This is a genomic window from Streptomyces sp. NPDC058092 (genome assembly GCF_042884935.1).
Taxonomy (GTDB): Bacteria; Actinomycetota; Actinomycetes; order Streptomycetales; family Streptomycetaceae; genus Streptomyces.
On sequence record NZ_JBHVSY010000012.1, the window covers coordinates 213,109 to 237,729 of the forward strand.

At 68.8% G+C, this 24,621-nt stretch carries 25 protein-coding genes and 1 pseudogene; 12 read left to right on the forward strand and 14 right to left on the reverse strand.

Features of this window, described 5'->3' with window-relative positions; translation table 11 throughout:
- Positions 1-69: 69 nt before the first annotated feature.
- Both ACFVV1_RS21645 and ACFVV1_RS21650 read right to left on the reverse strand, forming a co-directional pair.
- Positions 70-1,068 carry an anion permease gene (locus tag ACFVV1_RS21645; protein ID WP_389991457.1) on the reverse strand — a complete coding sequence of 333 codons (999 nt, stop codon included), beginning with the start codon at positions 1,066-1,068 and terminating at the stop codon, positions 70-72.
- Positions 1,069-1,073: 5 nt separating this feature from the next.
- Complete coding sequence (locus tag ACFVV1_RS21650) at positions 1,074-1,694, reverse strand: DUF47 domain-containing protein (RefSeq protein ID WP_266416320.1); 621 nt, start codon at positions 1,692-1,694, stop codon at positions 1,074-1,076.
- Positions 1,695-1,894: 200 nt separating this feature from the next.
- On the opposite strand from ACFVV1_RS21650, the gene ACFVV1_RS21655 reads away from it, so the two are divergent.
- Positions 1,895-2,266, forward strand: a complete 372-nt coding sequence (locus tag ACFVV1_RS21655) for a metal-sensitive transcriptional regulator (RefSeq protein WP_389991460.1) — start codon at positions 1,895-1,897, stop codon at positions 2,264-2,266.
- Between the two features lie 26 nt (positions 2,267-2,292).
- Here the strand turns inward: ACFVV1_RS21655 and ACFVV1_RS21660 are convergent, their stop codons facing one another.
- Positions 2,293-2,481, reverse strand: a complete 189-nt coding sequence (locus ACFVV1_RS21660) for a hypothetical protein (RefSeq protein WP_389991558.1) — start codon at positions 2,479-2,481, stop codon at positions 2,293-2,295.
- 171 nt (positions 2,482-2,652) lie between these two features.
- Positions 2,653-3,600, reverse strand: a complete 948-nt coding sequence (locus tag ACFVV1_RS21665; protein WP_389991463.1) for a hypothetical protein — start codon at positions 3,598-3,600, stop codon at positions 2,653-2,655.
- A gap of 133 nt (positions 3,601-3,733) precedes the next feature.
- Between ACFVV1_RS21665 and ACFVV1_RS21670 the strand changes: the two genes are divergently transcribed.
- The gene (locus ACFVV1_RS21670; RefSeq protein ID WP_389991465.1) at positions 3,734-3,922 is read left to right on the forward strand and encodes a hypothetical protein; all 189 of its coding nucleotides are present in this window, start codon (positions 3,734-3,736) and stop codon (positions 3,920-3,922) included.
- A gap of 97 nt (positions 3,923-4,019) precedes the next feature.
- On the forward strand, positions 4,020-5,657 hold the full coding sequence (locus ACFVV1_RS21675; RefSeq protein WP_389991467.1) for an FAD-binding oxidoreductase: 1,638 nt from the start codon (positions 4,020-4,022) through the stop codon (positions 5,655-5,657).
- A gap of 52 nt (positions 5,658-5,709) precedes the next feature.
- Here the strand turns inward: ACFVV1_RS21675 and ACFVV1_RS21680 are convergent, their stop codons facing one another.
- The 8 genes from ACFVV1_RS21680 to ACFVV1_RS21715 form a co-directional block, all read right to left on the reverse strand.
- Positions 5,710-6,441 (reverse strand): phosphatase PAP2 family protein, encoded by a 732-nt coding sequence (locus ACFVV1_RS21680; RefSeq protein ID WP_389991470.1) that lies wholly within the window; start codon positions 6,439-6,441, stop codon positions 5,710-5,712.
- A 330-nt stretch (positions 6,442-6,771) separates the two neighbouring features.
- A complete protein-coding gene (locus ACFVV1_RS21685) occupies positions 6,772-7,782 on the reverse strand; it encodes an NlpC/P60 family protein (protein WP_389991473.1) in 1,011 nt (336 codons plus the stop codon).
- Between the two features lie 132 nt (positions 7,783-7,914).
- Entirely contained in the window at positions 7,915-8,511 is a 597-nt protein-coding gene (locus tag ACFVV1_RS21690) for a hypothetical protein (RefSeq protein WP_389991476.1), read from the reverse strand.
- Positions 8,508-10,940: an alpha/beta hydrolase gene (locus ACFVV1_RS21695; protein ID WP_389991479.1), complete on the reverse strand. Its 2,433-nt coding sequence runs from the start codon at positions 10,938-10,940 to the stop codon at positions 8,508-8,510. The genes ACFVV1_RS21690 and ACFVV1_RS21695 overlap by 4 nt, the downstream gene beginning before the upstream one ends.
- A gap of 232 nt (positions 10,941-11,172) precedes the next feature.
- A complete protein-coding gene (locus ACFVV1_RS21700; protein ID WP_389991481.1) occupies positions 11,173-11,304 on the reverse strand; it encodes a hypothetical protein in 132 nt (43 codons plus the stop codon).
- 449 nt (positions 11,305-11,753) lie between these two features.
- A complete protein-coding gene (locus tag ACFVV1_RS21705) occupies positions 11,754-13,595 on the reverse strand; it encodes an alpha/beta hydrolase (RefSeq protein WP_389991484.1) in 1,842 nt (613 codons plus the stop codon).
- Positions 13,592-13,981: a hypothetical protein gene (locus tag ACFVV1_RS21710; RefSeq protein WP_389991486.1), complete on the reverse strand. Its 390-nt coding sequence runs from the start codon at positions 13,979-13,981 to the stop codon at positions 13,592-13,594. The genes ACFVV1_RS21705 and ACFVV1_RS21710 overlap by 4 nt, the downstream gene beginning before the upstream one ends.
- A gap of 354 nt (positions 13,982-14,335) precedes the next feature.
- Positions 14,336-14,878: a hypothetical protein gene (locus ACFVV1_RS21715; protein WP_389991489.1), complete on the reverse strand. Its 543-nt coding sequence runs from the start codon at positions 14,876-14,878 to the stop codon at positions 14,336-14,338.
- A 667-nt stretch (positions 14,879-15,545) separates the two neighbouring features.
- Here ACFVV1_RS21715 and ACFVV1_RS21720 point away from each other — a divergent pair.
- Positions 15,546-16,685 carry a serine hydrolase domain-containing protein gene (locus ACFVV1_RS21720; RefSeq protein WP_389991492.1) on the forward strand — a complete coding sequence of 380 codons (1,140 nt, stop codon included), beginning with the start codon at positions 15,546-15,548 and terminating at the stop codon, positions 16,683-16,685.
- A gap of 218 nt (positions 16,686-16,903) precedes the next feature.
- Here the strand turns inward: ACFVV1_RS21720 and ACFVV1_RS21725 are convergent, their stop codons facing one another.
- Positions 16,904-17,344 (reverse strand): ATP-binding protein, encoded by a 441-nt coding sequence (locus tag ACFVV1_RS21725; RefSeq protein ID WP_389991494.1) that lies wholly within the window; start codon positions 17,342-17,344, stop codon positions 16,904-16,906.
- A 213-nt stretch (positions 17,345-17,557) separates the two neighbouring features.
- Here ACFVV1_RS21725 and ACFVV1_RS21730 point away from each other — a divergent pair, with 213 nt between their 5' ends.
- Positions 17,558-18,409, forward strand: a complete 852-nt coding sequence (locus ACFVV1_RS21730) for a Scr1 family TA system antitoxin-like transcriptional regulator (RefSeq protein ID WP_389991497.1) — start codon at positions 17,558-17,560, stop codon at positions 18,407-18,409.
- A gap of 11 nt (positions 18,410-18,420) precedes the next feature.
- Positions 18,421-18,612 (forward strand): DUF397 domain-containing protein, encoded by a 192-nt coding sequence (locus ACFVV1_RS21735; protein WP_389991499.1) that lies wholly within the window; start codon positions 18,421-18,423, stop codon positions 18,610-18,612.
- A gap of 106 nt (positions 18,613-18,718) precedes the next feature.
- Here ACFVV1_RS21735 and ACFVV1_RS21740 read toward each other — a convergent pair whose 3' ends face one another.
- Complete coding sequence (locus ACFVV1_RS21740; RefSeq protein WP_389991502.1) at positions 18,719-19,741, reverse strand: MarR family transcriptional regulator; 1,023 nt, start codon at positions 19,739-19,741, stop codon at positions 18,719-18,721.
- 412 nt (positions 19,742-20,153) lie between these two features.
- Here ACFVV1_RS21740 and ACFVV1_RS21745 point away from each other — a divergent pair, with 412 nt between their 5' ends.
- The 6 genes and pseudogenes from ACFVV1_RS21745 (at position 20,154) to ACFVV1_RS21770 (ending at position 24,575) form a co-directional block, all read left to right on the forward strand.
- Positions 20,154-20,492, forward strand: coding sequence for a PadR family transcriptional regulator (locus ACFVV1_RS21745; protein ID WP_389991505.1), 339 nt, complete (start codon positions 20,154-20,156; stop codon positions 20,490-20,492).
- Positions 20,493-21,036: 544 nt separating this feature from the next.
- Entirely contained in the window at positions 21,037-21,606 is a 570-nt protein-coding gene (locus ACFVV1_RS21750; RefSeq protein ID WP_389991508.1) for a TetR/AcrR family transcriptional regulator, read from the forward strand.
- The gene (locus ACFVV1_RS21755) at positions 21,603-22,823 is read left to right on the forward strand and encodes an FAD-dependent oxidoreductase (RefSeq protein WP_389991511.1); all 1,221 of its coding nucleotides are present in this window, start codon (positions 21,603-21,605) and stop codon (positions 22,821-22,823) included. The genes ACFVV1_RS21750 and ACFVV1_RS21755 overlap by 4 nt, the downstream gene beginning before the upstream one ends.
- Positions 22,824-23,198: 375 nt before the next feature.
- Positions 23,199-23,543: pseudogene (locus tag ACFVV1_RS21760) on the forward strand (hypothetical protein); the annotation flags it as partial.
- A 79-nt stretch (positions 23,544-23,622) separates the two neighbouring features.
- Complete coding sequence (locus ACFVV1_RS21765; protein ID WP_389991563.1) at positions 23,623-23,823, forward strand: hypothetical protein; 201 nt, start codon at positions 23,623-23,625, stop codon at positions 23,821-23,823.
- Positions 23,824-23,936: 113 nt separating this feature from the next.
- Positions 23,937-24,575: a DUF402 domain-containing protein gene (locus ACFVV1_RS21770; protein WP_389991561.1), complete on the forward strand. Its 639-nt coding sequence runs from the start codon at positions 23,937-23,939 to the stop codon at positions 24,573-24,575.
- Positions 24,576-24,621: the final 46 nt, after the last annotated feature.

Genomic DNA, 24,621 nt, shown 5'->3' on the forward strand with positions numbered 1-24,621 from the left:
CCGTACCACCACGATCGCGCCGGGCAAAGGACGAAGCGGCCACCGGACGCCCCCGGTGACCCCGCCCCGTCACCCGAAGAGCAGCACCACGACCCCGTAACTCGCGGCAGCGACCAGCGCCGCGGCCGGCATCGTGATGAACCACCCCAGGATGATGTTCTTGGCAACTCCCCAGCGCACCGCGTTCACCCGCTTCGTGGCACCCACGCCCATGATCGCCGAGGTGATCACATGCGTCGTGGAGATCGGCGCGTGGAACATGAACGCCGAGCCGAACATGATCGACGCACCCGTCGTCTCCGCGGCGAACCCCTGCGGCGGGTCCAGCTCGATGATCTTCCGGCCGAGCGTCCGCATGATGCGCCAGCCGCCCGCGTACGTACCCAGCGAGAGCATCAGCGCGCAGACGAGCTTCACCCAGACCGGAATCGGGTCGCTCGGGCTCTCGACATCGGCGATGACCAGGGCCATCACGACGACACCCATCGTCTTCTGCGCGTCCTGCAGACCATGGCCGAGCGCCATGCCCGCGGCCGAGACCGTCTGGGCGATCCGGAAGCCGCGCTTGGCCTTGTGCGGATTGGCCTTCCGGAACATCCACATGATCACGACCATCACGAGATAGCCGACGATCAGGCCGACGACCGGCGAGATGAACATCGGGATGACGACCTTGTCGAGCACCCCGTCCCAGTGCACCATCGTCCCGCCGGCGAGCGCCGCACCGACCATGCCGCCGAACAGCGCGTGCGAGGACGAGGAGGGCAGCCCGAAATACCAGGTGACAAGGTTCCAGATGATCGCGCCGACGAGCGCGGCGAAGAGGATTCCCATCCCCTTGTGGCCCTCGGGGGTCGCGATCAGACCCTCGCTCACGGTCTTGGCGACACCGCTGCCGAGGAACGCACCGGCCAGGTTCATCACCGCGGCCATCGCCAGCGCCGCACGCGGTGTGAGCGCACGGGTGGAGACGGACGTGGCGATGGCATTCGCCGAGTCGTGGAAGCCGTTCGTATAGGTGAAGCCGAGCGCGACACCGATGGTCACGATCAGCGCAAAGGTGTCCACGTGGTTCAGGACTCCTTGACCGCGATGGTCTCCACCGTGTTGGCGACGTGCTCGAAAGCGTCGGCCGCCTCTTCCAGTACGTCCACGATCTGCTTGAGTTTCAGCACCTCTATGGCGTCGTACTTGCCGTTGAAGAGGTGGGCGAGCAGTTTGCGGTGGATCTGGTCGGCCTGGTTCTCCAGACGGTTGACCTCGATCCAGTACTCGGTGAGGTTGTCCATCGTGCGCAGACCCGGCATCGCCTCGGCGGTCAGCTCGGCCGCCCGGGCCAGCACCTCGACCTGCTGCGCGACGCCCTTGGGGAGTTCCTCGACCTGATACAGCACGACCAGGTCGACGGCCTCCTCCATGAAGTCCATGATGTCGTCGAGCGAAGAAGCGAGGTTGTAAATGTCCTCGCGGTCGAAGGGCGTAATGAAAGAGGAGTTCAGCTGGTGGAAGATCGCGTGGGTGGCATCGTCCCCCGCGTGCTCCGCTGCCCGCATGCGCTCCGCGATCTCGACTCGGGAGGCAGAATCCGCCCCGAGCAGTTCCATCAGGAGTTTCGAGCCCGTGACAATGTTGTCCGCGGATGCGGAGAACATGTCGTAGAAGCTCGTCTCCCTGGGGGTCAGACGAAAGCGCACGTGGGGTCCTCGGGGTGCTTTGGATTCGGTCAGGCTGATGCTAGGTGCATCATCCGGCCACGGCTAACCGGCGTTCTTCAGTGTCGCGCATCGGGCACGGTGATCAGCACGGGCCCCCGGTCACGTTTCGGCAGAATTAGTTAGGATATACCCACCAGGGGTATGTAAACGGCAGGGTAAAGGGAAAACAGGAGGCACAAATGACCACCACCGAGGCCGCCGGGACCACCGCCGCCACCGCGGCGACGGAATCGGCCGCGGAACCGGTCGTCACCGACCACGACCGGGGTATACACGGCTATCACCACCAGAAGGCCGAGCACCTCAAGCGGCTGCGCCGGATCGAGGGCCAGATCCGCGGCCTGCAGCGCATGGTCGACGAGGACGTCTACTGCATCGACATACTCACGCAGGTCTCGGCGTCCACGAAGGCGCTCCAGTCCTTCGCCCTCCAGCTGCTGGAAGAGCACCTGCGGCACTGCGTCGCCGACGCGGCGGTCAAGGGCGGCGAGGAGATCGACGCGAAGGTCGAGGAAGCCACGAAGGCCATCGCGCGCCTGCTCCGCACCTGATGCGGGGCCCCGCGCCCACCCCGTCCTCACCCCCGGTGGTCGGCCCGCCGGGGGACGCCGGTCCGTTCCGCGATCACCCGGACGTTCAGCACCTCGTCGATACGGTCCGCACTGAGCCGTTCCCCGTTCGCGGCCGAAGCGGCGATCATCAGCTCACCGCAGAGCTCGATCTCGGCGAGGGCCACATGGTCGGATACGGTCCGCGTGCCGAGCATCACCGCGTCACTCACCTCTCACTGCCGTCACCGGCTTCCTAGCGTAGGGAGCGGACCACACGCCGCGCATGGCACGGACGGACCATTTCGCGCCCGCCGTCCTGCCTACGCCGCTCCGCCCGTGCCCGCACCCGGTCCTGGCATCCCGGCCGTCCGCCGTCCGCCGTCCTGCTACCTCTGCCGGATCTTCCCGGTGTAGATGTCGCCGTCGTCCGGCAGCCGTACGGAGACCGGCACCCCGAACCCGTACAGCAGCGTCGTCGACACCACCTCCACCGCCGGCCCCTCGTTGGCGAAGCTGAAGCGGTGGCGCACCTTGCGCAGCCGCCCCTGTTCGTCGAGATACGCGTCGAACGGCACCCTGTGCGTACGGAAGCCCTTCGCCGCGGCGGCCAGTGCCCCGCGCGATTCCGGCGCGGCCTCGCGCGCCGCCCGCCCGATGTCCGAAACACCCCGGTAGTGCCGCACGGTCACCCCGGCGAGCTCGGTCCTCTCCACATACGTCACCTGCCGCGCCCCCAGCAGCAGTTCGGCGGCGGCCATCGGATCGGTCACACCGCCGGTGACCAGGTTGCCGTCCTCCAGGGTCGTCGTGTCGACCCTGACCCACTTGTCCTCCGGCACTCCGGCACCGCGGTTCATCATGTAGAGCGCGCCGGGGGCCAGCAGCTCGATGATGGGGCGGTGCTCGTCCTCACCTGCGGCGTCCTTGGGCAGCACGACCGTGAGCCGGCCCGTCCGGTGCCGGAAGTCGTACGTCCCCCGGCCCCGGATCGTCACCCGCGTCCCGCCCGCCGCGGTCTCCATCGACGTACGCACCTCGGCGCTTCCGGCGACGATCCGGTCTCCGGCACCGGCCCCGGCCCCGGCCCCGGCACCGAGGGTGGACCCGGCCACCGTCGCCGTTCCGGTACCGGTCACCGTCGCCGTACCCGCCAGCACCGCGGCAGCACGGTGGACCGCGTCGAGGGAGTCGGCCCCGCCCCGCTCGTCGGCCATGGCACGGTCGCCGCCGCCACCGCCGCCCGCACATCCGGCGGTCGCCGCCATCACGCCCACCACGGCAAGGGCGCAGACAGCGCGCGCCCCGCCTCCGGACCTGTGCTGCTGCACCACCATCGCCTGCCAACCCCCAACGACGTACCGCTTGCCCGAGCCCCCCATCCGTTCCGCATAACGACAGCCCGTGTCCCCCGTCACGCCGCTCCCGTACACCACACCGCCGGGTGGCCGTGCCCAGTACCGTGGACGGGTGTACGTCCAACACACCGAAGAGGCCCCGCAGACTCCCCCCACCACCGCGTCCGCCGGGCACGATCCCACGACCGTGGAACGCGGCTCGTTCTGCACCGCCCGCTGCAGTTGCGGCTGGTCCGGGCCGGCCCGCCGGTCCCGGGACCGGGCCCGCACGGACGCCGCGGAACACCGCGCCGCGCCCTGACCTCTCTCCCCGGCACCCCGTTCCTCCGCCCCTCTGATCCGCTTTCTCCCGGTGTCCCCCCATCGACCGGCCCATGAGCGCCCGACCCGGAGGTCCGATGAACCCGCTGCCCCTGCCCGACCGGCGCACCCTGCTCCTCGCGGGGGCCGCAGCAGCCCTCACCGGCGCCACCGCGACCGCTTGCAGCGGCCCATCCGGCTCGGGTTCCGACTCCGGCAACAACGCCTCAGGTGCCATGGGCGCCACGGGCACCGCGGAGGCCACTCCCACCTCACCGGCCCCGTCATCGGTCCCGTCGAAGCCCGCGCCGTCCGGTCCTGCGGACTGGTCCGCCCTGGCCAGGAGCCTCGACGGCGCCCTCGTACGCCCCCAGGACGCGGCCTATCCGACCGCCCGTCAGCTCTACAACACCCGCTTCGACAGCCAGAAACCCGCCGCCGTCGCCTACGTCGGGCACGAGGCGGACATCCGCGAGTGCCTGGCCTTCGCCCGCCGCACCGCCACCCCCGTGTCCATCCGCAGCGGCGGCCATTCCTACCCGGGCTGGTCCAGCGGCGACGGACGCCTCGTCGTCGACGTCTCGTCACTGTCCCGCGTCGAGGCGAACGGCACGATCGGCGCGGGCGCCAAACTCATCGACGTCTACCAGGGCCTCGCCCGGCACGGCCTGACGATCCCCGGCGGCTCCTGCCCCACGGTCGGCATCTCCGGCCTCACCCTCGGCGGCGGTCACGGCGTCGCGTCCCGCGCGTACGGCCTGACCTGCGACAGCCTCACCGCGGCCACCGTCGTCACGGCCGACGGCAAGACCCTCACCGTGGACGCCAAGCACCACCCGGACCTCTTCTGGGCGCTGCGCGGCGCGGGCAACGGCAACTTCGGCGTGGTCACCGGGCTGAGGTTCCGTACCCGCCCGGTCCCGCAGACCGTCACCGCGTACATGTCCTGGCCCTGGTCGCGCGCCCGCTCCGTCGTCACGGCCTGGCAGGAGTGGGGACCTTCCCAGCCCGACGAGATCTGGTCCTCCGCGCATCTCGACGCGGGCCCGGGCGGCGGCAACCCGACCGTCTCGGTGGCCGCGTTCAGCCTCGGTACGTACGGCGACCTGCAGAACGCCGTCGACCGCCTCGCCGACCGGATCGGCGCTTCGGCCTCCTCCGTATCGCTGCGCCGCCGCAGCTACCAGGAGTCGATGCTCGTGTACGCGGGCTGCTCGGGCATCACCGACGCCCAGTGCCATCTGCCGGGTACGACGCCCGGCCGCACCCCGCAGGGCACGCTCCAGCGCGAGACGTACGCCGCCGCTTCCGACTTCTACGACCGCTCCCTGTCCCCGGCGGGCGTGCAGGCCCTGCTCGACCGGGCCGAGGCGTTCACCCGGATTCCCGTGACCCGGAGCGGAGGTGGTGGTTCCGTCGCGCTCACCGCACTCGGCGGGGCGATCAACCGCGTCTCTCCGGAGGCGACGGCCTTCGTCCACCGCCGCTCACGCGTACTCGCCCAGTACATCGGTTCCTGGCGCCCGGGCACGGCGGGCAGCGCCCAACAGGACTGGCTGAAAGTCACCCATGCGGCGATGCGCCGGTACGCGTCCGGAGCGGCGTACCAGAACTACACGGACCCGACGCTGACCGACTGGCGCCGGGCCTACTACGGCCCAGCGGCCGACCGGCTCACCCGCCTGAAGAAGCAGTACGACCCCGGGCGCCTCTTCGCCTTCCCGCAAGCACTCTGACGCCACCGCGCCGCAGAGGGCCTTCCCTGCCCGCACGTCTCCCGAACGCTTCCTACGCGGCCAGGTCCTTCTCGCCGTCCCCGCCGCCCGTGCCCGGCCGCGGTTCCGGAATCCCGACGGCTCCGGTCCGTCCGTCGGACGCTGCCGACGGCGCCGGCCGACGCGACCGTACGAGCCACCCGAGCCGGTCCGAACGGGAGACGGCCGCCGTCAACGGGGTCAGCAGCATCATCGCCAGCGGGGCGAGCAGCAGGGCGGCCGCGGTGCCGAGCGCGAATCCGCCGACGACGTCGGTCGGGTAATGGACGCCCATGTAGATCCGGCAGAACCCTTCCAGCAGGGCGAGGGCGATCGCCGCGATGCCGAACTTCCGGTTGGCCACGAAGAGCCCGACGGCCAGGGCCATCGCCATCGTGGCGTGGTCGCTCACGAAGGAGAAGTCGTTCTTCCCCGCCACCAGGACGTCCAGCCCCTGGTGGTCCCTGAACGGGCGCGGTCGCTCCACGAAGCCACGGATCGGGATGTTGATGAGCAGCGCGATCCCGGCGGCGAGCGGTGCCCAGACGATCCCGGAGACCGCCGTCACCGCATCGTCGGCCGTGCCGCGCCGGCGCACGCTCCACCAGCACCACAGGACCACCAGGACCATGCCGAGCATGATTCCGTACTCACCGACGAACTCCATGACCCGGTCGAACCAGGTGGGAGCGGACTTCGCGAGCCCGTTGATGTCGTAGAGCAGGCTGACATCGGGGTTCGACCCATCCAGTGCGAGTCCAGCCATCTGCTGCGGCCCCTTGCCTTGTCTGCTACCGCGGGGCACGCCCATGTGCACCGCTTTGACGAACCCCCGTGTCGGTTCGATCACTGCGTGGATCTGTACTGCGTGGATCCCTACTGCGTGGGTGCTCCGCCCGTGAGGGCTTCCCCGGTCGGCGCCGCGTGGTCGGAGCACCGCTGTCCCGGTCGATCCCGTCCACCCAGGGAACGACGTGCTCCGTGCATGCGTTCCACTCTCCACCGAATGATCACCATGACGTTATCGAAGAGTGACTCATCGTCGCAGCTCAGGGCCCAGGCTTCACGGAGAGTTCCGGCCACCGCCGTCCCTGCGTCATGCCGCTGGACGGGTGGTCGGAAGAGCCGCGGCCCCGTCCTTGGTCACCCGTGTCGCGCCGAAATAGTCGGGTGTGTCGATCTTGTCGAACCGGATCACGGCCCCGGTGTACGGCGCGTTGATCATGTACCCGCCCCCGACGTACAGCCCCACGTGGTGGATGGCCCGCGAGTCGTTCAGATCGTCCGAAAAGAACACCAGGTCGCCGGGGAGCAGTTCGTCGCGCGAGGGGTGCGGCCCGGCGTTGTACTGGTCGTTCGCCACCCGGGGCAGTTCGATGTCCACGGTGCGGTACGCGGCCTGGGTCAGCCCCGAACAGTCGAACCGTCCGCCCTGCTCGGCCGTGCCGTTGCCGCCCCACAGGTACTTCGTACCGAGCTTCTTCTGCGCGAAGTAGATCGCCCCGGCCGCCTGCTGCGAGGGCTGCACCCGTCCGACGGGCCGGGCGAAGCTCTTCTCCAGGGACCGGATGATGGTGACGTAGTTCTGCGTCTCCGCGATGTCCGGCACCCCGCCCGCCCGGATCACCCGGTACGCACCGGCGTTGTACGCGGCCAGCATGTTGTCCGTCTGATCCCCCGGCACCTTCTTCACGTACCCGGCCAGTTCGCAGTCGTACGAGGCGGCGGACGGAATCGCGTCGGCCGGGTCCCATACGTCCCGGTCCCCGTCCTTGTCCCCGTCGATCCCGTGTCCGGCCCAGGTGCCCGGGATGAACTGCGCGATGCCCTGAGCCGCGGCGGGACTCTCGGCGCGGGGGTTCCACCCGCTCTCCTGGTACAGCTGGGCGGCCAGGAGGGCCGGGTTGATGGCGGGGCAGAGGTTGCCCCACTCCTCCACCAGGGGCCGGTACTTCGCGGGCACGGCCCCCTTCGCCAGCCCGACGGCCCCGCTCCTGCCGGAACTGACGAGTCCGGCAGCGGCGGAGTACGTACCGACGACGAGCAGAGCCACGAAGCACATGGCCATGCCGACGCCGATGCCACCGATCACCCAGAATTTACGCACCCCTCAACCATCCCCCATCGGGGCCGGGTTCATGGGCGCTTTCGCGGGTGTGTACGAATCAACGGGGTCACCGGGGTCGCGGACCGGCCAGTTCTGTGCGCCGACCGGCGAGTTCCGTGCGCTGACCGTCCCTCACGATGCCCCGGTGGACCAGTAGTCGGAGTGGACGTTGGGACGCGGGAGGGGGTAGACCCCCTCGTACGCCGGACCGTTCGGCTTGGAGGCGGGGGCGGCGACCTTGGACTCCTTCACGCAGGGGCTGTCCGCTTCGAAGTACGCCTGGCCCTTGCCGCGGAAGCTCACGCTGATACCGAAGCCGGCCTTCGTCTGCGCGTAGACCGCCGGAAACTCCTTGTCGTTGTTCTTCGCCTTGATGCGGTAGTCGCTCTCGCGCCAGAACTTCTCGACCTGGTCCAGGAAGTTCTGCCGACGCTCCGCCGACACGATGGTCATCACGGTGCGCCTGCGCGTCACGTCGCAGCTGCCCGTCGTGGTCGGACCGTGCGCCCACTGGACCTCGGGGTTGATCTCCTTCAGTACGGCGTCGAGCATGCCGTCGGACCGTTCGGCGGCCTCCTGCATGTTCATACCGCGCTCCTTGGTGCTCTTGGTGCTCTTGGTGCTCCCGGCGCTCTCACTGCCGTTCGATTGTCCGGTGTCGTTGCCGCAGCCGGCCAGTGCGAAGCCGAAAGCCAGGGCCACCGCAACGATCTGGAACCTTCGCTTCATCGCTGTTCCTCCATCTTGAGGCTGTCGGAGTGTCCCGACACGATCAGAGCGATGCTGTCCGCCGACATAGCGTCTCGTACCGGATCGAAGTAGTTGGAGTGCGCGTCGAAGCTCACACCACTCGTGCTGATCAGGGGCTGGCCGGGGGCCACCGGGAACCGCTTGGCTCCGAAGGCCTTGCTCGCCGGGTCCTTGCCGAACCAGAGGTCGTCGTCGCCCGGGTCGGCCAGGTCTCCGGCGAGGTACGCGCCGGCGGGACCTCCCAGAATCATCCCTATCACGCCCACGGCGGCCTGTGTCTTGGACGGGAGCTTGGTCACCGGGTCGTTGGCCGCGGCACCGACGAAGACATGTCCGCTGCCGACACCGAGGTCCACGGCGCGGTCCACCCCCACCCCCGGACTGCCGACCAGGATGATGTCGTCCACCCCCGGAATACCGCCGTCGCGCTGCGTCGCGGCGCCCACGGTACGTGAACCGTAGGAGTGCCCGATGGCCGTGATGTGCGGGTCCGCGTTCTGGTTGGTGGCCGCGATACCGCCCATGAAGTCGCTGTAGGCCACGCCGCCCTTCTCCGCCCGGCCGGTGCCCGCGACGGCCAGGCTGTGCAGCCCGTCCGGTGTCTGCGGTGCGTCGTATCCGAGCCAGACGATCGACGCGGTGGACGAGTCGTACCCCTGGGCGCCGATCGCCGTGTCACGGGCCCGCTTGAGGTCGTTCTTCGCGAACTCCTCGTCCAGGGAGGTATTCAGCCCCGGCACGTACGCCGACACGTTCTTGGAGGTGTCGGGGTTCCCGTAGGAGACGATGGCCCGGCCGTTGCCCTCGTCGCTGATGCCGATCAGGTACATCGGCGGCTGGCTCCCCTCCTTCAGCTGCCGGTCGATCTCCCGCAACCCCGCCAGCTGTTCCTTCGACTTGGAGTCGGTCTTCCCCTCCAGCTTCGAGATCAGGTCCGGGAGGTTCTTCCGGTTGGCCGCGTCCCTGTCCGCCACCGGGATACCGTCCAGACTGCCGATCTGGTCCGGGGACAGGTCGAGGTACTGATCGCGCTGCTGCTGCGTCAGCCCGTTCCACCAGTCCTTGCGTTGGGCCGCGGTGGCATTGCGCGGGATGCGGTCGTTGAGGTACTCGCGTTCCTTGTCCCGTACCGCCGCCTCGACGCGCGAACCGGAGCCGGGCAGTCCGGCGACCGCGCCACCGCCCCCGCCGGACGCCTTGGTCATGTCCCAGGCGGCGCCCACGTGGTCGCCCTTGCTCCACTTGTCACCGGCACCGTGTGCGGCCTGGGAGTACTGGTCGACGATGCCCTTGGCGCTGTCCACGGGGTGGATGACGGTGTCGACGGCGCCGCTGACGTCGCCCCACAGGCCGTCGTCACCGATGACGCCGGAGATGAAGTCGCCGTCCGAGGGGCGGGAGGAGCTCGGATCCGGCTCTTGTCTACCCGCGTCGACCTGTGTAGAAGAATCACCGCCGGTCGAGCCGCCGGATCCGCCGGAGGTGTCTGCGCCGCCGGATCCGCCGGAGGAGCCGGTGCCGCCGGAGGAGTCTGTTCCGCCGGAGCCGCCGGAACCGGAGCCGGAGCCGGAGCCGGTGCCGCCGGATGCTCCGGAACCACCGGACGCGTCGGACCCTCCGGATGTGGTGGAGCCTCCGGAAGCGTCGGATCCTCCGGAAGCCGTCGAGCCGCCCGAGTCCGTACCGCCGCCGGACGTCTCCGATCCGCCGGAGCCCGTGCCGCCGGTCACGGTGGAGCCCTCGGAGCCGGCGCCACCACCGGCATCCGCGCCCTTACCGGCGACCACCTCGACGTCGGGTGCCGGGCAGGCACTACCGGTCAATTGGCAGATGGCGTTCCGGATCTCCCCAGTCAGCTGCCCGCCGATCCCCGTCGCCACGAGCCCGCCGATGAGGGCCACGACCACGAGGATCATGCCCAGGTACTCCATCGCCGTCTGACCGGCGTCCCGACGCCACCTGATCATCCGCGCGATGCTGAACGGCCGGTGCTCGACGCGCTGTTCCGGGCTGAGCCGGAACCATTCACGGGAGCCGGACCGGAACAGCAGCACGACGACGGCGACCGGCATCACCAGCTGCGCCACCCCCTGCCCGCCGGTGCCCTCGCCCAGCGTCGCCAGGGCGCCGACGGTGAGCCAGGCGTGTACGGCAAGGAGCCCGCGCCAGATCCAGACGCCGCCGGTCCGTACGTACAGCGACAGCACGAACCCGGTGACACCCGGCAGCGCCGCGTACAGCAGCATGCCCAACAGCCGTCCGTCCACCCCGTCGACGGACGAGGCCACGACGAGCGCGTCGAGCACACCGACGACGGTGACGACGAAGAGCAGCCGGACGAGAATCAGCACCGCCTGCAGAGGACGCGACAACGACCGCCTGCCCGAACGGGCCTCGGCGGCACTCATGTCAGCGCCACCTGGAATCGCTAATTCTCGTATGCCAGACACGACGGGTCTCCCAGCTTGGTGAGTGGGCGCTGTGACAGTTCAACCGGTCTCTGTATGCGACCACACCAACACCGGGCGCGGCATGGGCCCCAGGGCCCAATGCAAGACTCAATGTCCGGGCGCCTGCCCCAGCCTCCCGTTCCCCCCACCGACCATCCCGTTACGGGTCATTGGGGACAGCAACGGGGCGTCAGACCGCTCCGGCGGACCAGAAGTCGGAGTGGACGTTGGGGGCGGGCACGAGCTCCCCATCGAACGGCTGACCGTTGGCCTGGGTCTGCGGGGGACCAACCTCCGACATGATGAAGCAGGGAGTGGTCACGCTGACATGAAATCGCCCCTTGTACCCTACGGACAGGCTCATTTGAAATCCCTCAGGACTTCGCGCATAGATCGCGGGCATGGTTCTGTCGCGATCCACGCTGGTAATGGCGTATCCACTCTTCTTCCACGATCGCTCGACAACGCCGAGCAAGCTCCCCCGCCTGCCCTCCGAAACAATGGTCATCACCGCAGCACGACGTGTTACCGCCCCAGTCTCGCGACCGTCGATAGTATACGAATCACACCCGCTCTCCGACGACGCGTCGTGCACCCACTCCAACGTCGGCTGAACCGCTGAAAGCGTACTGAAGACGATTGCGTCCGCCTTCTCTGCGGCAGCCTGCAGACTCTCTCTACTCACTGCACTCCTTCCATTCGCATGCCGATCAACTCCACAGCCGAGAACTCCGGTAATCAGAACCACCGCCAAAACGCACCGGAGCCACTTCATCGATACTCCTGGGTCGAAATTCTTCCCCCATGCCCAGAAACAACTTTGGCAACATTGCGAGCCGATTTTTCATCTTTTTCAGGATTGAAATAGTTGGAGTGCGCATCCACGGGGCCACCATCGATGAGAGGGCGTGGCCCGTCGTCAACCCTGAAGCGCTGGGCACCGAATTCTGCATGGGCGGGATCAGTCCCGTAGTAGATCTGACTCTCGCGGGTGCCCGCATCTCCGAGCAGATATCCCATGCCAGCGCCAACCACCCCAGCGGCCACGCCGGTCTCCGGACGACTCTGGCCACTGAACCCTGTTTTGAATCCCTCAACCGCCACCAGCGCCTCGATATGGTTCGGCAGCTTCGTGACGGGATCATTTTCCGCAGCGCCCACGTACACGTGCCCCTTCCCCACGTTCAGGTCCTCGGCGGTCTCAGCCCCCGTCCCAGGACTACCCAGCAAAACGATGTCATCCACACCCGGAATGCCACCCGCGCTCTGAGCAGCGACACCTACGGTCAAAGAACCATAGGAGTGCCCAATCGCCGTCATGTGAGGATCAGAGTTGCCATTCGTGACGCTCAGGCCATCCATGAATTGGTTGTAAGCCGGCGCCCCGATTCGGGCATCTCGATCACTCATCACAGCCAAGTTCTCTTGGATATTTTCTGCAGGAAGCTGAGGCGGATCGTAGCCGAGCCATACGATCGACGCACTTGAGGGATCCATCCCTCTCGCCCCAATGGCTGTACTTCGAGCTCGCTCGATATCGTTACGCGCGAAACTCTCGTCCAGCGACGTGCCAAGCCCTGGAACGTATGCCGACACGTTGCGCGAAGAGTCAGGGTCTCCGAACGAGACGATTGCCCGCCCGAGACCCTCATCGCTGATCCCTAACAAGTACATAGGCGGTGCCCCGGGCTCAGGGGCACCCCGCAACTGCCGGTCGATCTCCCGCAACCCCGCCAGCTGCGTCTCCGACTTCGCGTCGTCCCGCCCCTCCAGCTTCCCCATCAGCAGCTGCAGGTTGTCCCGGTTCGCCGCGTCCCTCACCAGGGCCGGAATGCCGTCCAAGTTGCCGATCTGGTCCGGGTACACCGCGAGGTACTCCTCGCGCTGTTCGTCCGTCAGGCCGGCCCACCATGCCTTCCGCTCGGCCGGGGACGCGTCGCGGGGGATGTCGTCTTTCAGGTAGCCGCGGGCCGCCTCCCGTACCGCGGCCGCGTCGCCCGCCGCGTCGGCCCATGTGGCGTCGGGGACCTTCAGGCCCTCCTCGGCCTTCAACTTGCGCAGGGTCCGGGCGTACCGCCAGTCGATCTCGGCCGCCGTCCGCACCGCCTTGGCGACCCGGTCCGCGATGTCCTGCGCCTTTGCCACGTTCGGGTTGGGCGCGACCAGGCCCGAGGGCGGCAGGAGGCCCGGCATCGCCCCCACCGACGCCGTCCCGCCCGGCAGCGGCTTGCCGTCGATCAGGCCCTCGCCCGCCGCCGGGTACGTCACCGAACCGTCCCCGTGCACGGTGAACCTCAGTGACTCCGCGTCTTCCAACGCCTCCCGCAACGCCCGTTGCTGGACGCGCAGTTCGTGGGCCAGGCTGTTCAACGTCGTACGGAGCAGACCGCACTCCGTGTAGAGGTACTGCAAGTTGCGGCTCATCTGCTGCAGCCGCCTCACCGCCGCACTCGCCGCCGCGCCCCGCTGCGTACCGCGCAAGCCGTTCAGCAGTTGCGTCTCGATCCGGTCCCGGCCCGCGTCGGCACGGTTGCTCGCCTTTCCCCAGCCGTCGGCCGCGCCTTCCAGTTCGCCGCACTTCAGGTCCCGTAACTGCGCCCAGGTGAGAGTCATCGCGCCCTACCCGCCACCTGTGCGAACGACGCCTTCACGGTCTCGTCCGTCTCGCCCTGGTCCCGGACGACAGCCCGCAGCTTCCCGGCCAGGGCCCCACACTCCCCCCGCGCGGCCTCGAACCGCCGCTCCCACGACTCCCTTACGGCTCCCAGCTCCGCCAGCGCGGTCAGGCCGGCGGTCCCCGCGAGCAGGCCCTCGTGCGCGGCCTCCAGTTCCGACTTCACCGGGGTGAGGTGCGTGCGCATCCCTTCCGCGCCGCTGGCGGCCCGTAGCCAGGCCCCGTCGCTGTGCTTCAGTACGTCCCCGTCACCGCCGCCCTCCCCCACCAGATCACTCAGCCGCTGCCGGCCCCCCGGCTGTCCCACCACTGCCACTCCGGTCACCCCGTTCCGTCCTTGATCGTGGAGCGGCACTGTGCCAAATTCCGGGCGAGCGACACGCCGTGCCCATGCGCCGTTCACGGCCTTACGGCATTGGCCAACCGGCTTACCAGGCCGCGCGGTTCACCCGAACGAGCTGCCACCGGGCGGCGCCGACTCCCTCGGCACGGATCCAGCCGACTGGGTGGCCACCCCCATGCCGTCTGCTTCCAGTGGCTCGGCTCGCATCGTTGGCCGGGTAATCAACCTGCTGCCCGGTGGTCATCAGACTGTCTCCAGGACCTGAAAAAGTGCACGGTCCCCGCCCCGGACTGTCCGGAGCAGGGACCGCGCACTTCTCTGTAAGGAACGACTCCGTCAGGAGCCGACCCGCTCGTAGCGGAGGGAGGTGTAGCCGTGGACGTCGGAGAAGACCTGACCGACGGTTGCCGTCCCGACGGCGTCGATCCGCTGGGCCTGCAGTCGGATCGTCGTCGGCTTCTTCACTCTGATCAGCTCGCTGATCGGCGCGGTCTGGTTGCCGCCCGCCTGGGCATCACCCGCGTTGCCGTCGATGATCTGGTAGACGAGTCGCTCGCTCGTCGGCACGGCGGTGCCGGACGTGACGTTCCACAGCCGTGCGGTGATGTACGTGTTGATCGGGGGATTGCCTGCGAGACGCCCGCGGACGTCTGCGTCGAGTTCGTAGGTGCCGGACCTCGGGAGGGTGACCTCCAGGGGAGTGTTGGTCCAGGCGCCGGCCGGCAGGTCGACTTGGGTCTGCAGATGCTCGATTCCTGTGGCCGCTGATGATGCGGGCGAAGCCGTGCTGACGTCGCTCTGCGCAGCTACCGCGGTAGTAGCGCCCACAAGCAATGTGGCTGCTGCGATGGCAGTGAAGCCGGTACGCATGGTCGGCATGGTTCCTCCTGGACATAGGCCGATGCGATGTGCCGCTACCAAGGTAGAAATCCCCATATGAGGGATGTAGCCCCTGAAAGAGTGACGACAGCTCCCGAGGCAGCCACTCACAAGCGGGCGCACGCTCCCTGTTCCAGGCAGAGCCAGTGGCTCGTCCTGCAGCCTTGGTCGGGTACTCGGTCCGTGAACGGATCGGTGAGTCGGGCGCGGAGGTCGTCTTCGGTTCGGCGCGGGCATTGCGCCGGCGGACGTAGGCGGCGAGGGCCGCGTTCTGCTCGGCGTGGCTGCGATGGTCGAGGGCGAAGTAGCGCAGAGCCCCGAACTCGGCCTCGATCCAGTTCAGCCAGGATCCGTCGGTCGGCAGGAAGACCAGCTGCCGCGCACCCCGACACCGTCTACGGCGTGGCCTGCACCCGGTGGGACGGAGTACCCGTCGTTCGATTTGTGATCGCTGATGCGATGCGGTCCCGCCAAGCTGTTGATGCCAGCCGATTCGGTCTGCGGACTACGGACTACGCGGGGCGGATCGCGAAGGCAGGACCATGACGGGGCTGACCGCGGCTCCCAGCGCGAAGCCGGCGACCGCCGGAACGGTTCTGGTCGGAACCGCGTTGAAGTCGGCGGGCGACCGTGATCGCGGTCCCCCGGGTCGGAGGGGGGAGAGCCTGTGCACACCAGCACGGTGCTGGACAACCCGGCGCAGCGGCGCGTCGAGGAAGTCCTGGCGGAGCTGACGGGATCGGGCGTGGAGGCCGGGGTGCAGGTGGCAGCCTGGTGCGACGGCGAGTTGGTGGTCGACGCGTGGGCGGGAGCGGCCGACGTCGCCGAGGGGCGGCCGATGGGGCCGGACACCTTGGTGCCGGCCTGGTCGACCGGCAAGGGCGTGGCAGCGGCCCTGGTCGCGGTACTGGTGGACCAGGGGGTGCTGGCGTACGACGCGCCGGTGGCGCGGTACTGGCCGCGGTTCGGCACGGCGGGGAAGGAGCGGATCACCCTGGGGCAGGTGCTCGGTCATATGGCCGGGTTGCCCCGGCTGCCGGCGGACGTGACCCCGGAGCGGCTGTTCGACCTGCCGACCATGGCCGACTGGATCGCCGGGCAGCGGCCGCGGTGGGAACCCGGTAGCGCGTTCGGTTACCACGCCTGGACCTACGGGGTGCTGCTGGCCGAGATCCTGCGCCGCGCTACCGGCCGGACCTGCGACCAGTTGCTGCGCGAAGAGCTGGCCGGTCCGCTCGGGATCGGTGACGAGCTGCTCTTCCACGTCCCTGAGCACCTGGCGTCGCGGGTGGCCACCTGTTACGACGGCGGCTGGGCGGCTCGGCTGGAGCGGATGCCACCCGGGGCGCCGTTCTTCGACTGCGTTCCCCACGCCGTACTGCCGGTGGCGGAGTTGGGCAACCGCGACGATTTCCGGCGTACGGCACTGCCGGCCAACGGGATCATGACCGCGCGCGGGGCCGCCCGTCTGTACGCGGTGCTGGCCTGCGGCGGTGAGCTGGAGGGTGTACGGCTGCTGTCGGCGGCGACCTTGAAGGAGGCGACCACGGGGTGGGCGAGCGGGGTGGACAGGATAATGGGCACCACCTGCACGATGGGCGGCGGCTTCGTGATCGGGGACAGCGGAGCGAAGCCGGTGCGCCCGGCGGGCGGCTTCGGCCACAGCGGGTCGGGCGGCAGCACGGCCTTCGCCGACCCAGCGCATCGGTTCTCCTTCGCTCTGGTCAAGAACCGGATGACCGTGTCCGGCCTGGACACGCGGCTGACAAGCGAGATCCGTACGGCGCTCGGCATCGCGAGCAACTGAGTACCCGCGGGCAGCGGGAACCACGAGATCGTCGTGTTCTCTCCCATAGGCATGCGGACGAGGGCACCGCGCCGCTCGGCGAGGCATTCAGGATGGTCGAGCACATCGTCGGCACGGGATCTTGGCTCTGCGGACACGTGCTGGGTGGTCGATCGCTGAAGCAGCGGTCTATCGCCGGGCCCAGATCACGTACACCCGGCCACCCGGTCCCGGCCGACCTATCCCTCCCCCTTTGCCGCGCACTCCACCCAGAGCAGCTTCCCGCCCTGCCCCGGCAGCCCTCCGCGCATGGGGTACGCGCCCCAGCTCTCCGCGTAGAGGGTGACGAGGTACAGCCCACGCCCCCGCTCCGCCAGCTCCGCCGGGGCCTCGGCACTCCACCGGAACGGGGCGGGGATGTGCGGATTGGTGTCCCAGACGCTCAGCCGGACCCGGCTGCGTCCGGCATCGCGCAGGCGCAGGGAGTACGCGCCCGAGGAGTGCAGGTACGCGTTGGTGACCAGTTCGCTCGCCAACAGCTCGGCGATCTCGGTGAGTTCACGCATGCCGTGCACGCGCAGGATGGTGCGAAGCGTCGTACGGGCCACGCCGGGTGCGCGGGGATCCTGCGGAAGTTGGAGGGTGTACGTCCAGGGCGGCGATACCGTGGCACTGACCATGGAAGTCTCCGTTCACGGAGGGAGGTTGGAAGATGCGCTTCGGGTTGCCCGGTGACGAGGCCGCTCCGTCGAGCGGGGTACTTCCGGGCGGGTGGCCTGAGTCAGAGATTAGACTGCTGCAAGGATTACTTGCAGCGATTGACCGGAATCCTTGAGCTGAACCACTCGTGTGAGTGACAGTCCAACTCAGCGGTTTTCAGGGGAGAGTTCGACATGGCAGTCAGGGCACCCTCTACCGCACGTCGTGCACGGCTCGGTGCCGAGCTGCGCAAGCTGCGGGAACGTGCCGGGATGACCACCACTCAGGCAGCCGACCTCCTGGGTACGAGCTCGGGGCAGCTCAGCAACATAGAGGTGGCGCGCTTCGGTGTGAGCGCCGACCGCGTACGGGTCGCGGCCCACACGTACTCCTGCACCGACAAATCGCTGATCGACGCGCTGGTCGCCATGACAAGTGACCGCAAGCGCGGCTGGTGGGAGGAGTACCGGGAGATCCTGCCATCGAAGCTGCTCGACCTGGCCGAGATCGAGCACCATGGCACCGGCCTGCACGCGGCGCACAGCATCCACATCCCCGGCCTGCTCCAGACCGTGGATCACGCCCGGGAGATCTACCGGCAGGCCGTTCCCGAGCTGCCTCCACCGGAGATCGAGCACCGCGTCTCCTACCGCATCAAACGGCAGGAAGTGCTCTACCGTACGAACCCCGCCCCCTATAGGGCCGTCATTCACGAGGCTGCTCTACGCATGATGTTCGGCGGTCCGACCATCGCCCGGGGACAGCTCCAAAACCTGCTCGAAATGAGCGAGCTGCCCCACACGACCATCCGCGTGATCCCCTTCGATGCCACCTGCTATCCGGGCTCGGGGCAGTCCGTGTACTACGTACGCGGACCGGTTCCCGCACTCGATACGGCGCAGCTCGACCAGTCGCACGGGCCCGTGTTCATCGACGCGGAGGCCCAGTTGGCCCAGTACCGCCTGCTGCTCGAACGACTCGACGACGCAGCCCTGGACATCGAACGGTCACGAGAACTCATCCACAAGCTCGCCCAGAGGCTGTGAAGGGAACCACCATGTCCGCACACACCTGGCAGAGGTCGTCCTACTGCGCGCAGGGCGAAGCCTGCGTGCACGTAGCCGCGGCCCGGACCGGAGCAATAGAACTGACCGAGAGCGGCGACCCGACCGGAGCGATACTCCGCACCACCCCCACCGCCTGGGCAGCTCTCGTACGCGCCGTCAAGGTGGGCCTTCCCCAGGGCTGACAGCCCCACCCCCTCGCGAAAACGTGACACATCAAGGGTCGACCGTCACGTTCAAACACAGGGGGGTGCCCCTGGGCCGACCATCCCGCCTCCGGATCAGGGACCGTCAGTCCGCCCTGAGCAGGTCGCGGAGGTTGCCGACGAGTGCGCGGATGTCGCGCCCGGCGGGCGGTTCGCCAAGGGCCGTGCCCAGGGCGGTGTCCGAGGCGGCATCCGGGGCCGGTGTGCGGCAGGGCAGGCAGAGGCCGTCGGGGAGCGCTTCGGGTCGGCCGGGTGCGCCGCATTCGGTGCATTCCACCATAAGGCGGCGGACGGGGGTGCCGGGTGCGGACGTGGCCGGGGCGGCGGGCAGGCTGGGCGGGATCTTGTCGAGGAGCCGGCGCCTGACGAATCCGACGGGTGAGTCGACCCGGTCGGGGAGGCCGGAGGTGAGGGCGTGGGTGAGGTAGTCGGTGTTCACGCCACGTGCGAGCCATGCACCGGCCAGCTCTTCGAGCACGGCGCAGTCGGCGGCGGAGAGAGCCAGGCGCGGCTCGTCGCGGCCGAGTTGGGCCAGGGCAAGATACGCGGGTGAGCGCTGCTCCTGCACTGATTCCGGGGTTCGCTGCTGCGGTACGGCGAGGGCGGAGGCCGTTTCGCGCGGGACCGGGGACGGGGCCAGGGACGGGGCCGGGGTCTCCGCCTCGGGCGACGACGCGATGGCAACCGAATCCGGTGCGGAGCCGCTGTCCTCGACGGTGAGGAAGGCGTCCCACCACTCGTTGTCGTGGGCGGTGCGAGACCAGAAGGTACGTGTGACCCAGCGGACTTGGTCGCCTTCGCCCGCCAGGCACCGGACGTGGCGGAGGTGACCGGCCACTCCCAACGCCTTCAGCGCACTGGCGACGGCCATCTGCCCGTACAGGGGAAGGTTCTTGGCCAGCGACTTGATGTCCATGGCCGCGCCGTCGGGCAGACGGTCCACGTACCCGGCGATATACCGCTCCCGCTCCGGCAGCAACGCGAAGTCGTCGCTACGGGGCAGGCGCTGGTCCGGTGCGCATCTTTTCCCGTAACCGGGCTTGGCTTTCGCGTACGGGCGCGAGGATGCGGGCGTACGCAGGGCAGGGCTAAGGTTCTCGGTAGCCACAGGATCGCCTTTTTCGATCTTGAGGTGAGACCCCGGCCCGGTGCGCTAACACCGCGTCGGGGTCGTTTCGTTGGGGCAACGTAAGCAGTCGCGACAGCACGCCGCAAGTCGGTCACAAATAGTCACACTTGCTGGCCGTGACGGGGTAGGTAGGGCGGGGAGGTTTTCCCACCCACCCTGTTTTCCCCACCGGTTAATGAAAGCGCTCGACTCCCGGAGCTCGACTCCCGGCACCCGAATCCCGAAACTCGAGCTTCGGGCCGCAGCCCGTCCCCCGTACCCACGAACGAGTGAACCAGCCACTCCCGGCGCTCGACCCGCGAGACCCGAGCTCCGAGCTCCGAGAAGCCGTGGATGACGGCCCGGCGCCCTCCGAGCCGCATACTTCGCGTGCCGATACATGCTTCCGGCCATGGAGAAACGCCAACCGACCCTGACCGAGCCGCAGTACTTCATCCTCGCCGCACTTATGGACGGGCCGTTGCACGGGTACGGGATCATCAAGGCCACCGAGCGCGCCACCGATGGACGGCTCAGGATCGCCGTCGGCACCCTGTACGGGCCCTCGGGAGTATTGGAACGGGAATTAGCGGTAGCCGCTGACGCAGTACCGCGTCAGCGAGCGGGCTCAGCCGTCGCCATGCGAGGGCTGAGGATCTCGTCGGCCTGGAGCCCGACGAAGTCGGTGTGTGCCTGCTCGACGGCTTTGGAGTATGCCTCGCGCTCGGCGCACTCGGCGAGCGCCCGGTAGACGCTGGCGACGGAGGGGTTCTGTCCCTTGCGCTTGCCGGTGGGGATGATCAGATCGGGCTGGATCTGATCGACGGACTCCCGTACCTACGGAGCCAATGGAGCAACGGCCATGCAGCTTGCGATGTTCATGACCCAACTGAGCCCGTGGCCGCCGCGTTCCAGATCGACGCCTGAACCTCGACGATGTCAACGACGGCGGAGAGGAGTAGGCGGGGCGGGGCTGACCGTGCAACCCGTCGGCCCCGTGACCAGCTCCTGACGGCCTTACGGACAGGCCGGCAACGGCGTCACGCGGAGATAGCCGCTCAATGAGGTCCCGGCCGTGCGCCGGGGACTTCGGCCACATCGTGCCGTGGCTACTGAAGCCGGCTCCCCCGCAGCTGGGGCAGTGAGGGCACTTGTGCCGCCGCCCTGAGGGTCAGGGCAACTCCAACGTCGACGCCGCCCGTGCGCTGCTCAACGCGCGTATGTGCGCGGCCGGTTGACATCGTGACTCTGTGTCGGGTCAAATCCACCAAGTGGTTGGTGGAGAGGAGGCGACGGTGGCCGACGAGCGTCCCCGCGGGGCGGAGCGCAAGGCAGCGCTGGTGATCGCGGCATACGAGCAGATCGCGGCCAAGGGCCTCGGCGGGCTGCGGCTGCGCGAGGTGGCGAACGCGGTCGGCATCGACCACTCCACGATCCACCACCACTTCCCCACCAAACGGGATCTGGTCAGCGCGGTCGTCGACCACGCGACCCGGCAGTTCTGGAACGCGACACCCACGATGGGTACGTCACGGGAGAAGCTGCACGCACACTTGGCCACGCTCGGCCGGATGATCGCCGAGCATCCCGACCTGCACGTGGTACTGCGCGAGATCGACCTGGCCGCGTTGCGCGACCCGGAACTCGCCGAGGCCATCGCGGCCAACGAGCGCGGCTGGCAGGTCTCGCTCACCTCGGTCTTCACCGACGGCGCCGCCGAGCACGCCTGGCCGGACGACGTCGACCCGGTCATCGCGGCAAAGCTGGTGATCGCTTTGGTCAAGGGCGCCAGCCTCGGCCCAGATCACGCCGCAGCCGTTCTCTCCCAACTGGACACGCTGCTCAGCAGAGGATCTTCGACATGACCAGGATCATCGTGATCGGCGGCGGCATCGGGGGGCTCTGCCTCGGCCAAGGATTGCGTCGCGCGGGCATCGACGTCGCTGTGTACGAACGCGACACCACGCCCGACGCCCGGTTGCAGGGCTATCGCCTGAACATCGAACCCGTCGGCAGCAGAGCGCTGCACGCCTGCCTGCCCGAGGATCTGTGGCACACACTGACCGCCACGTCCGGCGATCCCGGTCGCGGCATGGGCGTGTTCACCGAGCGCTTGCACGAGTTGATGCGCGAGGACGACGTGCCCGCGCCCGATCCGGCGGAGGCAACGCACGCGGTCAGCCGGATCACCCTGCGCCGCCTGCTACTGCACGGCCTGGATGACATCGTCGAGTTCGACAAGGAATTCGTCGGCTACGAACAACTGCCGGACGGTCGGGTTGTCGCGTCGTTCGCGGACGGCAGCACGGCAACGGGCGATCTGCTGGTCGGCGCAGACGGCAGCCGGTCCCGGGTGCGCCGACAGTTCCTGCCGGACGCGCGCACCACCGACGCGCCCGGTGTCGGCATCGGCGGCAAGCTTCCGCTCACCGAGGCGAACCTGGCCTGGCTGCCGCCGGAACTGCTCAGCGGCAAGAACATGGTCCTGCCGAAGCGGGATTTCCTGTTCACCGCGGTGTTCCGCTGCCGCGAGACCGAGACCGAACCGGTGGACGAGGACTATCTGATGTGGGCGCACGTGTCGCACCGGGACGCGCTGTGCGCCACGCTGAATTCCGGCTCCGGCCCGGACCTGCGCTCGGCCGTTGCCAGCCGGACGGCCGACTGGCATCCCGACCTGCGCAGGGTGATCACGGACACACCCGCCGCCACCGTGCAGCGGTTCGACTTCGCCGCCGCGCGGAAGCCAAAGCACTGGGACACCACAAATGTCACACTGCTCGGCGACGCCATTCACTTCATGCCGCCGGTCGGCGGGCTCGGCGGCAACGCCGCGCTACACGACGCGCACCTGCTGCGCGACGCCTTGGTCCGGGTGCACAGCGGCGAACTCCCTCTGCCCGTCGCGGTGCGCGAGTACGAGAGCCGGATGCTGGTGGACGGATTCGCGTCCGTCGACACCGCGTTGCGCTACCTCGCCCTGGCCACGGCCAGGAGCAGGGCGCTGCGCGGCACGGCTCGCGGCTTCTTCCGCACCTGCGGCGCGATCGGCCCGCTGCGCAGAGCGGTCTTCGCCGGCTAACAACGGCTGACGTTCGCGGAGGTAGAGGCGCCGGTCGATCAGGGCCCGTCCCCGGCTGGTGGCGTAGGCGAGGAACAGCCACTGGAGAGGAAATGGGCCGGTTACCACGCCGGCCATTGTGGGTGCGGTCAGGACTGGCTCACCGCGCACGCCGTCCCGGCCGGGTTCACCGTGATCCCGCGGGGCAAGGCCGACTACTACGGGCTGTCGGGCCTGGCCTGACCGAGGGTGTGGACTGCGACCGCCGCCAAGCGGTTGAGCAAGGCGGCAAGATCCGACCGTAGTGGGCAAACGCGTCGTTCAGGAGGCGCTGCGCATGCAGCAGGCGGCGGCCGTCGTCACCGGACGGCTCAGGACCTTCAAGGCGGCCCAGGCATGAACCGTCTGCTGCTTGCCGCGTATCCCAAGGCCTACCGCGACCAGTACGGGAACGAACTGCTGGCCTGCCTTGCCGAGGCGCACCCCGGACGCGACTGGCCGCCACCCCGCGAGGTCGCCGCCCTGTTGCGCGGCGGGGTCCACGCGCACGCCCGGCCCGCCGCCGACGATCCCGCCCGGCCGTGGTGGCTGGACGGCATTCATCTGGCCGCCCTCTCCCTGGCCGTGCTGGCGCTGGTGCCGTATCTGCAGGACGTATGGGACTGGGCGCTGCGCATCGACCCCGGCAGCCGCGCCATCGGATTTCATTCACCCGGCTGGTACCCGTGGGCGCAGGGGCCCGGCACGCAGGTCTGTCCCGGATTGCTCGGTGGTCGTCAGCGCGGACGGAACACTCACGCTCGTAGGGACGAACGGAGACGTGACCGACTCCGCGCCCGTCGGGGAAGTCACCGCCAAGCGCATGTGGGTCACGGGCGGACAGACCGTCTCCCTGACACTCCAGGACCGGACGTACAACACCACGCCGGGCTGGGGGTCCCGCGGTGGGCAGGGCATCGTCGGTATCGCCGGTGCGGCGAAGGCGCTCGTCAAGCTCATCGAGAGCAACGGGGCGCACTGACGGACATCGGCGGCCGCGGGTCGGCGACGATTCATCAGATCACCCCAATATCGGCCACTTTGATTCGTACGCACGGCGCGGCGCTCGGTGTGTCCGCCCGCTCCAACGCGGGCATGATCAACGGCATGAACGACGACCCGGGCCGGATACTCCGCTGGAACTTCTTCATCGGCGGACACCTCAGCGCCTCGGTGCCCGTACGCCTCGTCGAACGCACCGAGGCGGGCCAGCTGGTGTGGATGGAGACCGGCACGCCGATGTGGCGTACGAAGCTTCCGCGCGGCACGCACCTGCGGGACATCGCCCCGCACGAGCGCCCGGCCGGCGGGTACCCCGTGGTCGCCGGCCGGTGGCCGATGGGCAGCGCGCTCTTCTACCAGCCGACCGGCGCAGCGCACTCGGTGCTCTGGCTCTTCGGCCGCAGACAGAAGTTCCGTGGCTGGTACGTAAATCTGGAGCGCCGGGTCCATCACGGCGACGACATCGACATCACCGACCACGAACTCGACATCAATGTGGCGCCGGACCGGAGCTGGCGGTGGAAGGACGAGAAGTCCTTCGCCGAGAAGACCGGTGACCCGGCCTACTGGACGGCCGACGAAGCGTCAGCCATCCGGAGCGAGGGCGCATCGGTCGCACGGCTCGCCGAGGCCGGAACGTTTCCCTTCGACGGCACCTGGTGCGATTTCCGGCCGCCACCGACCTGGACGACGCCGCCCCGGCCGCCCGTCCCACGCCACCCCCTGCTCTGATTACCCCTTGGTATCACCAGGCCCTGCGCTGACCGGGCCCTGCGCT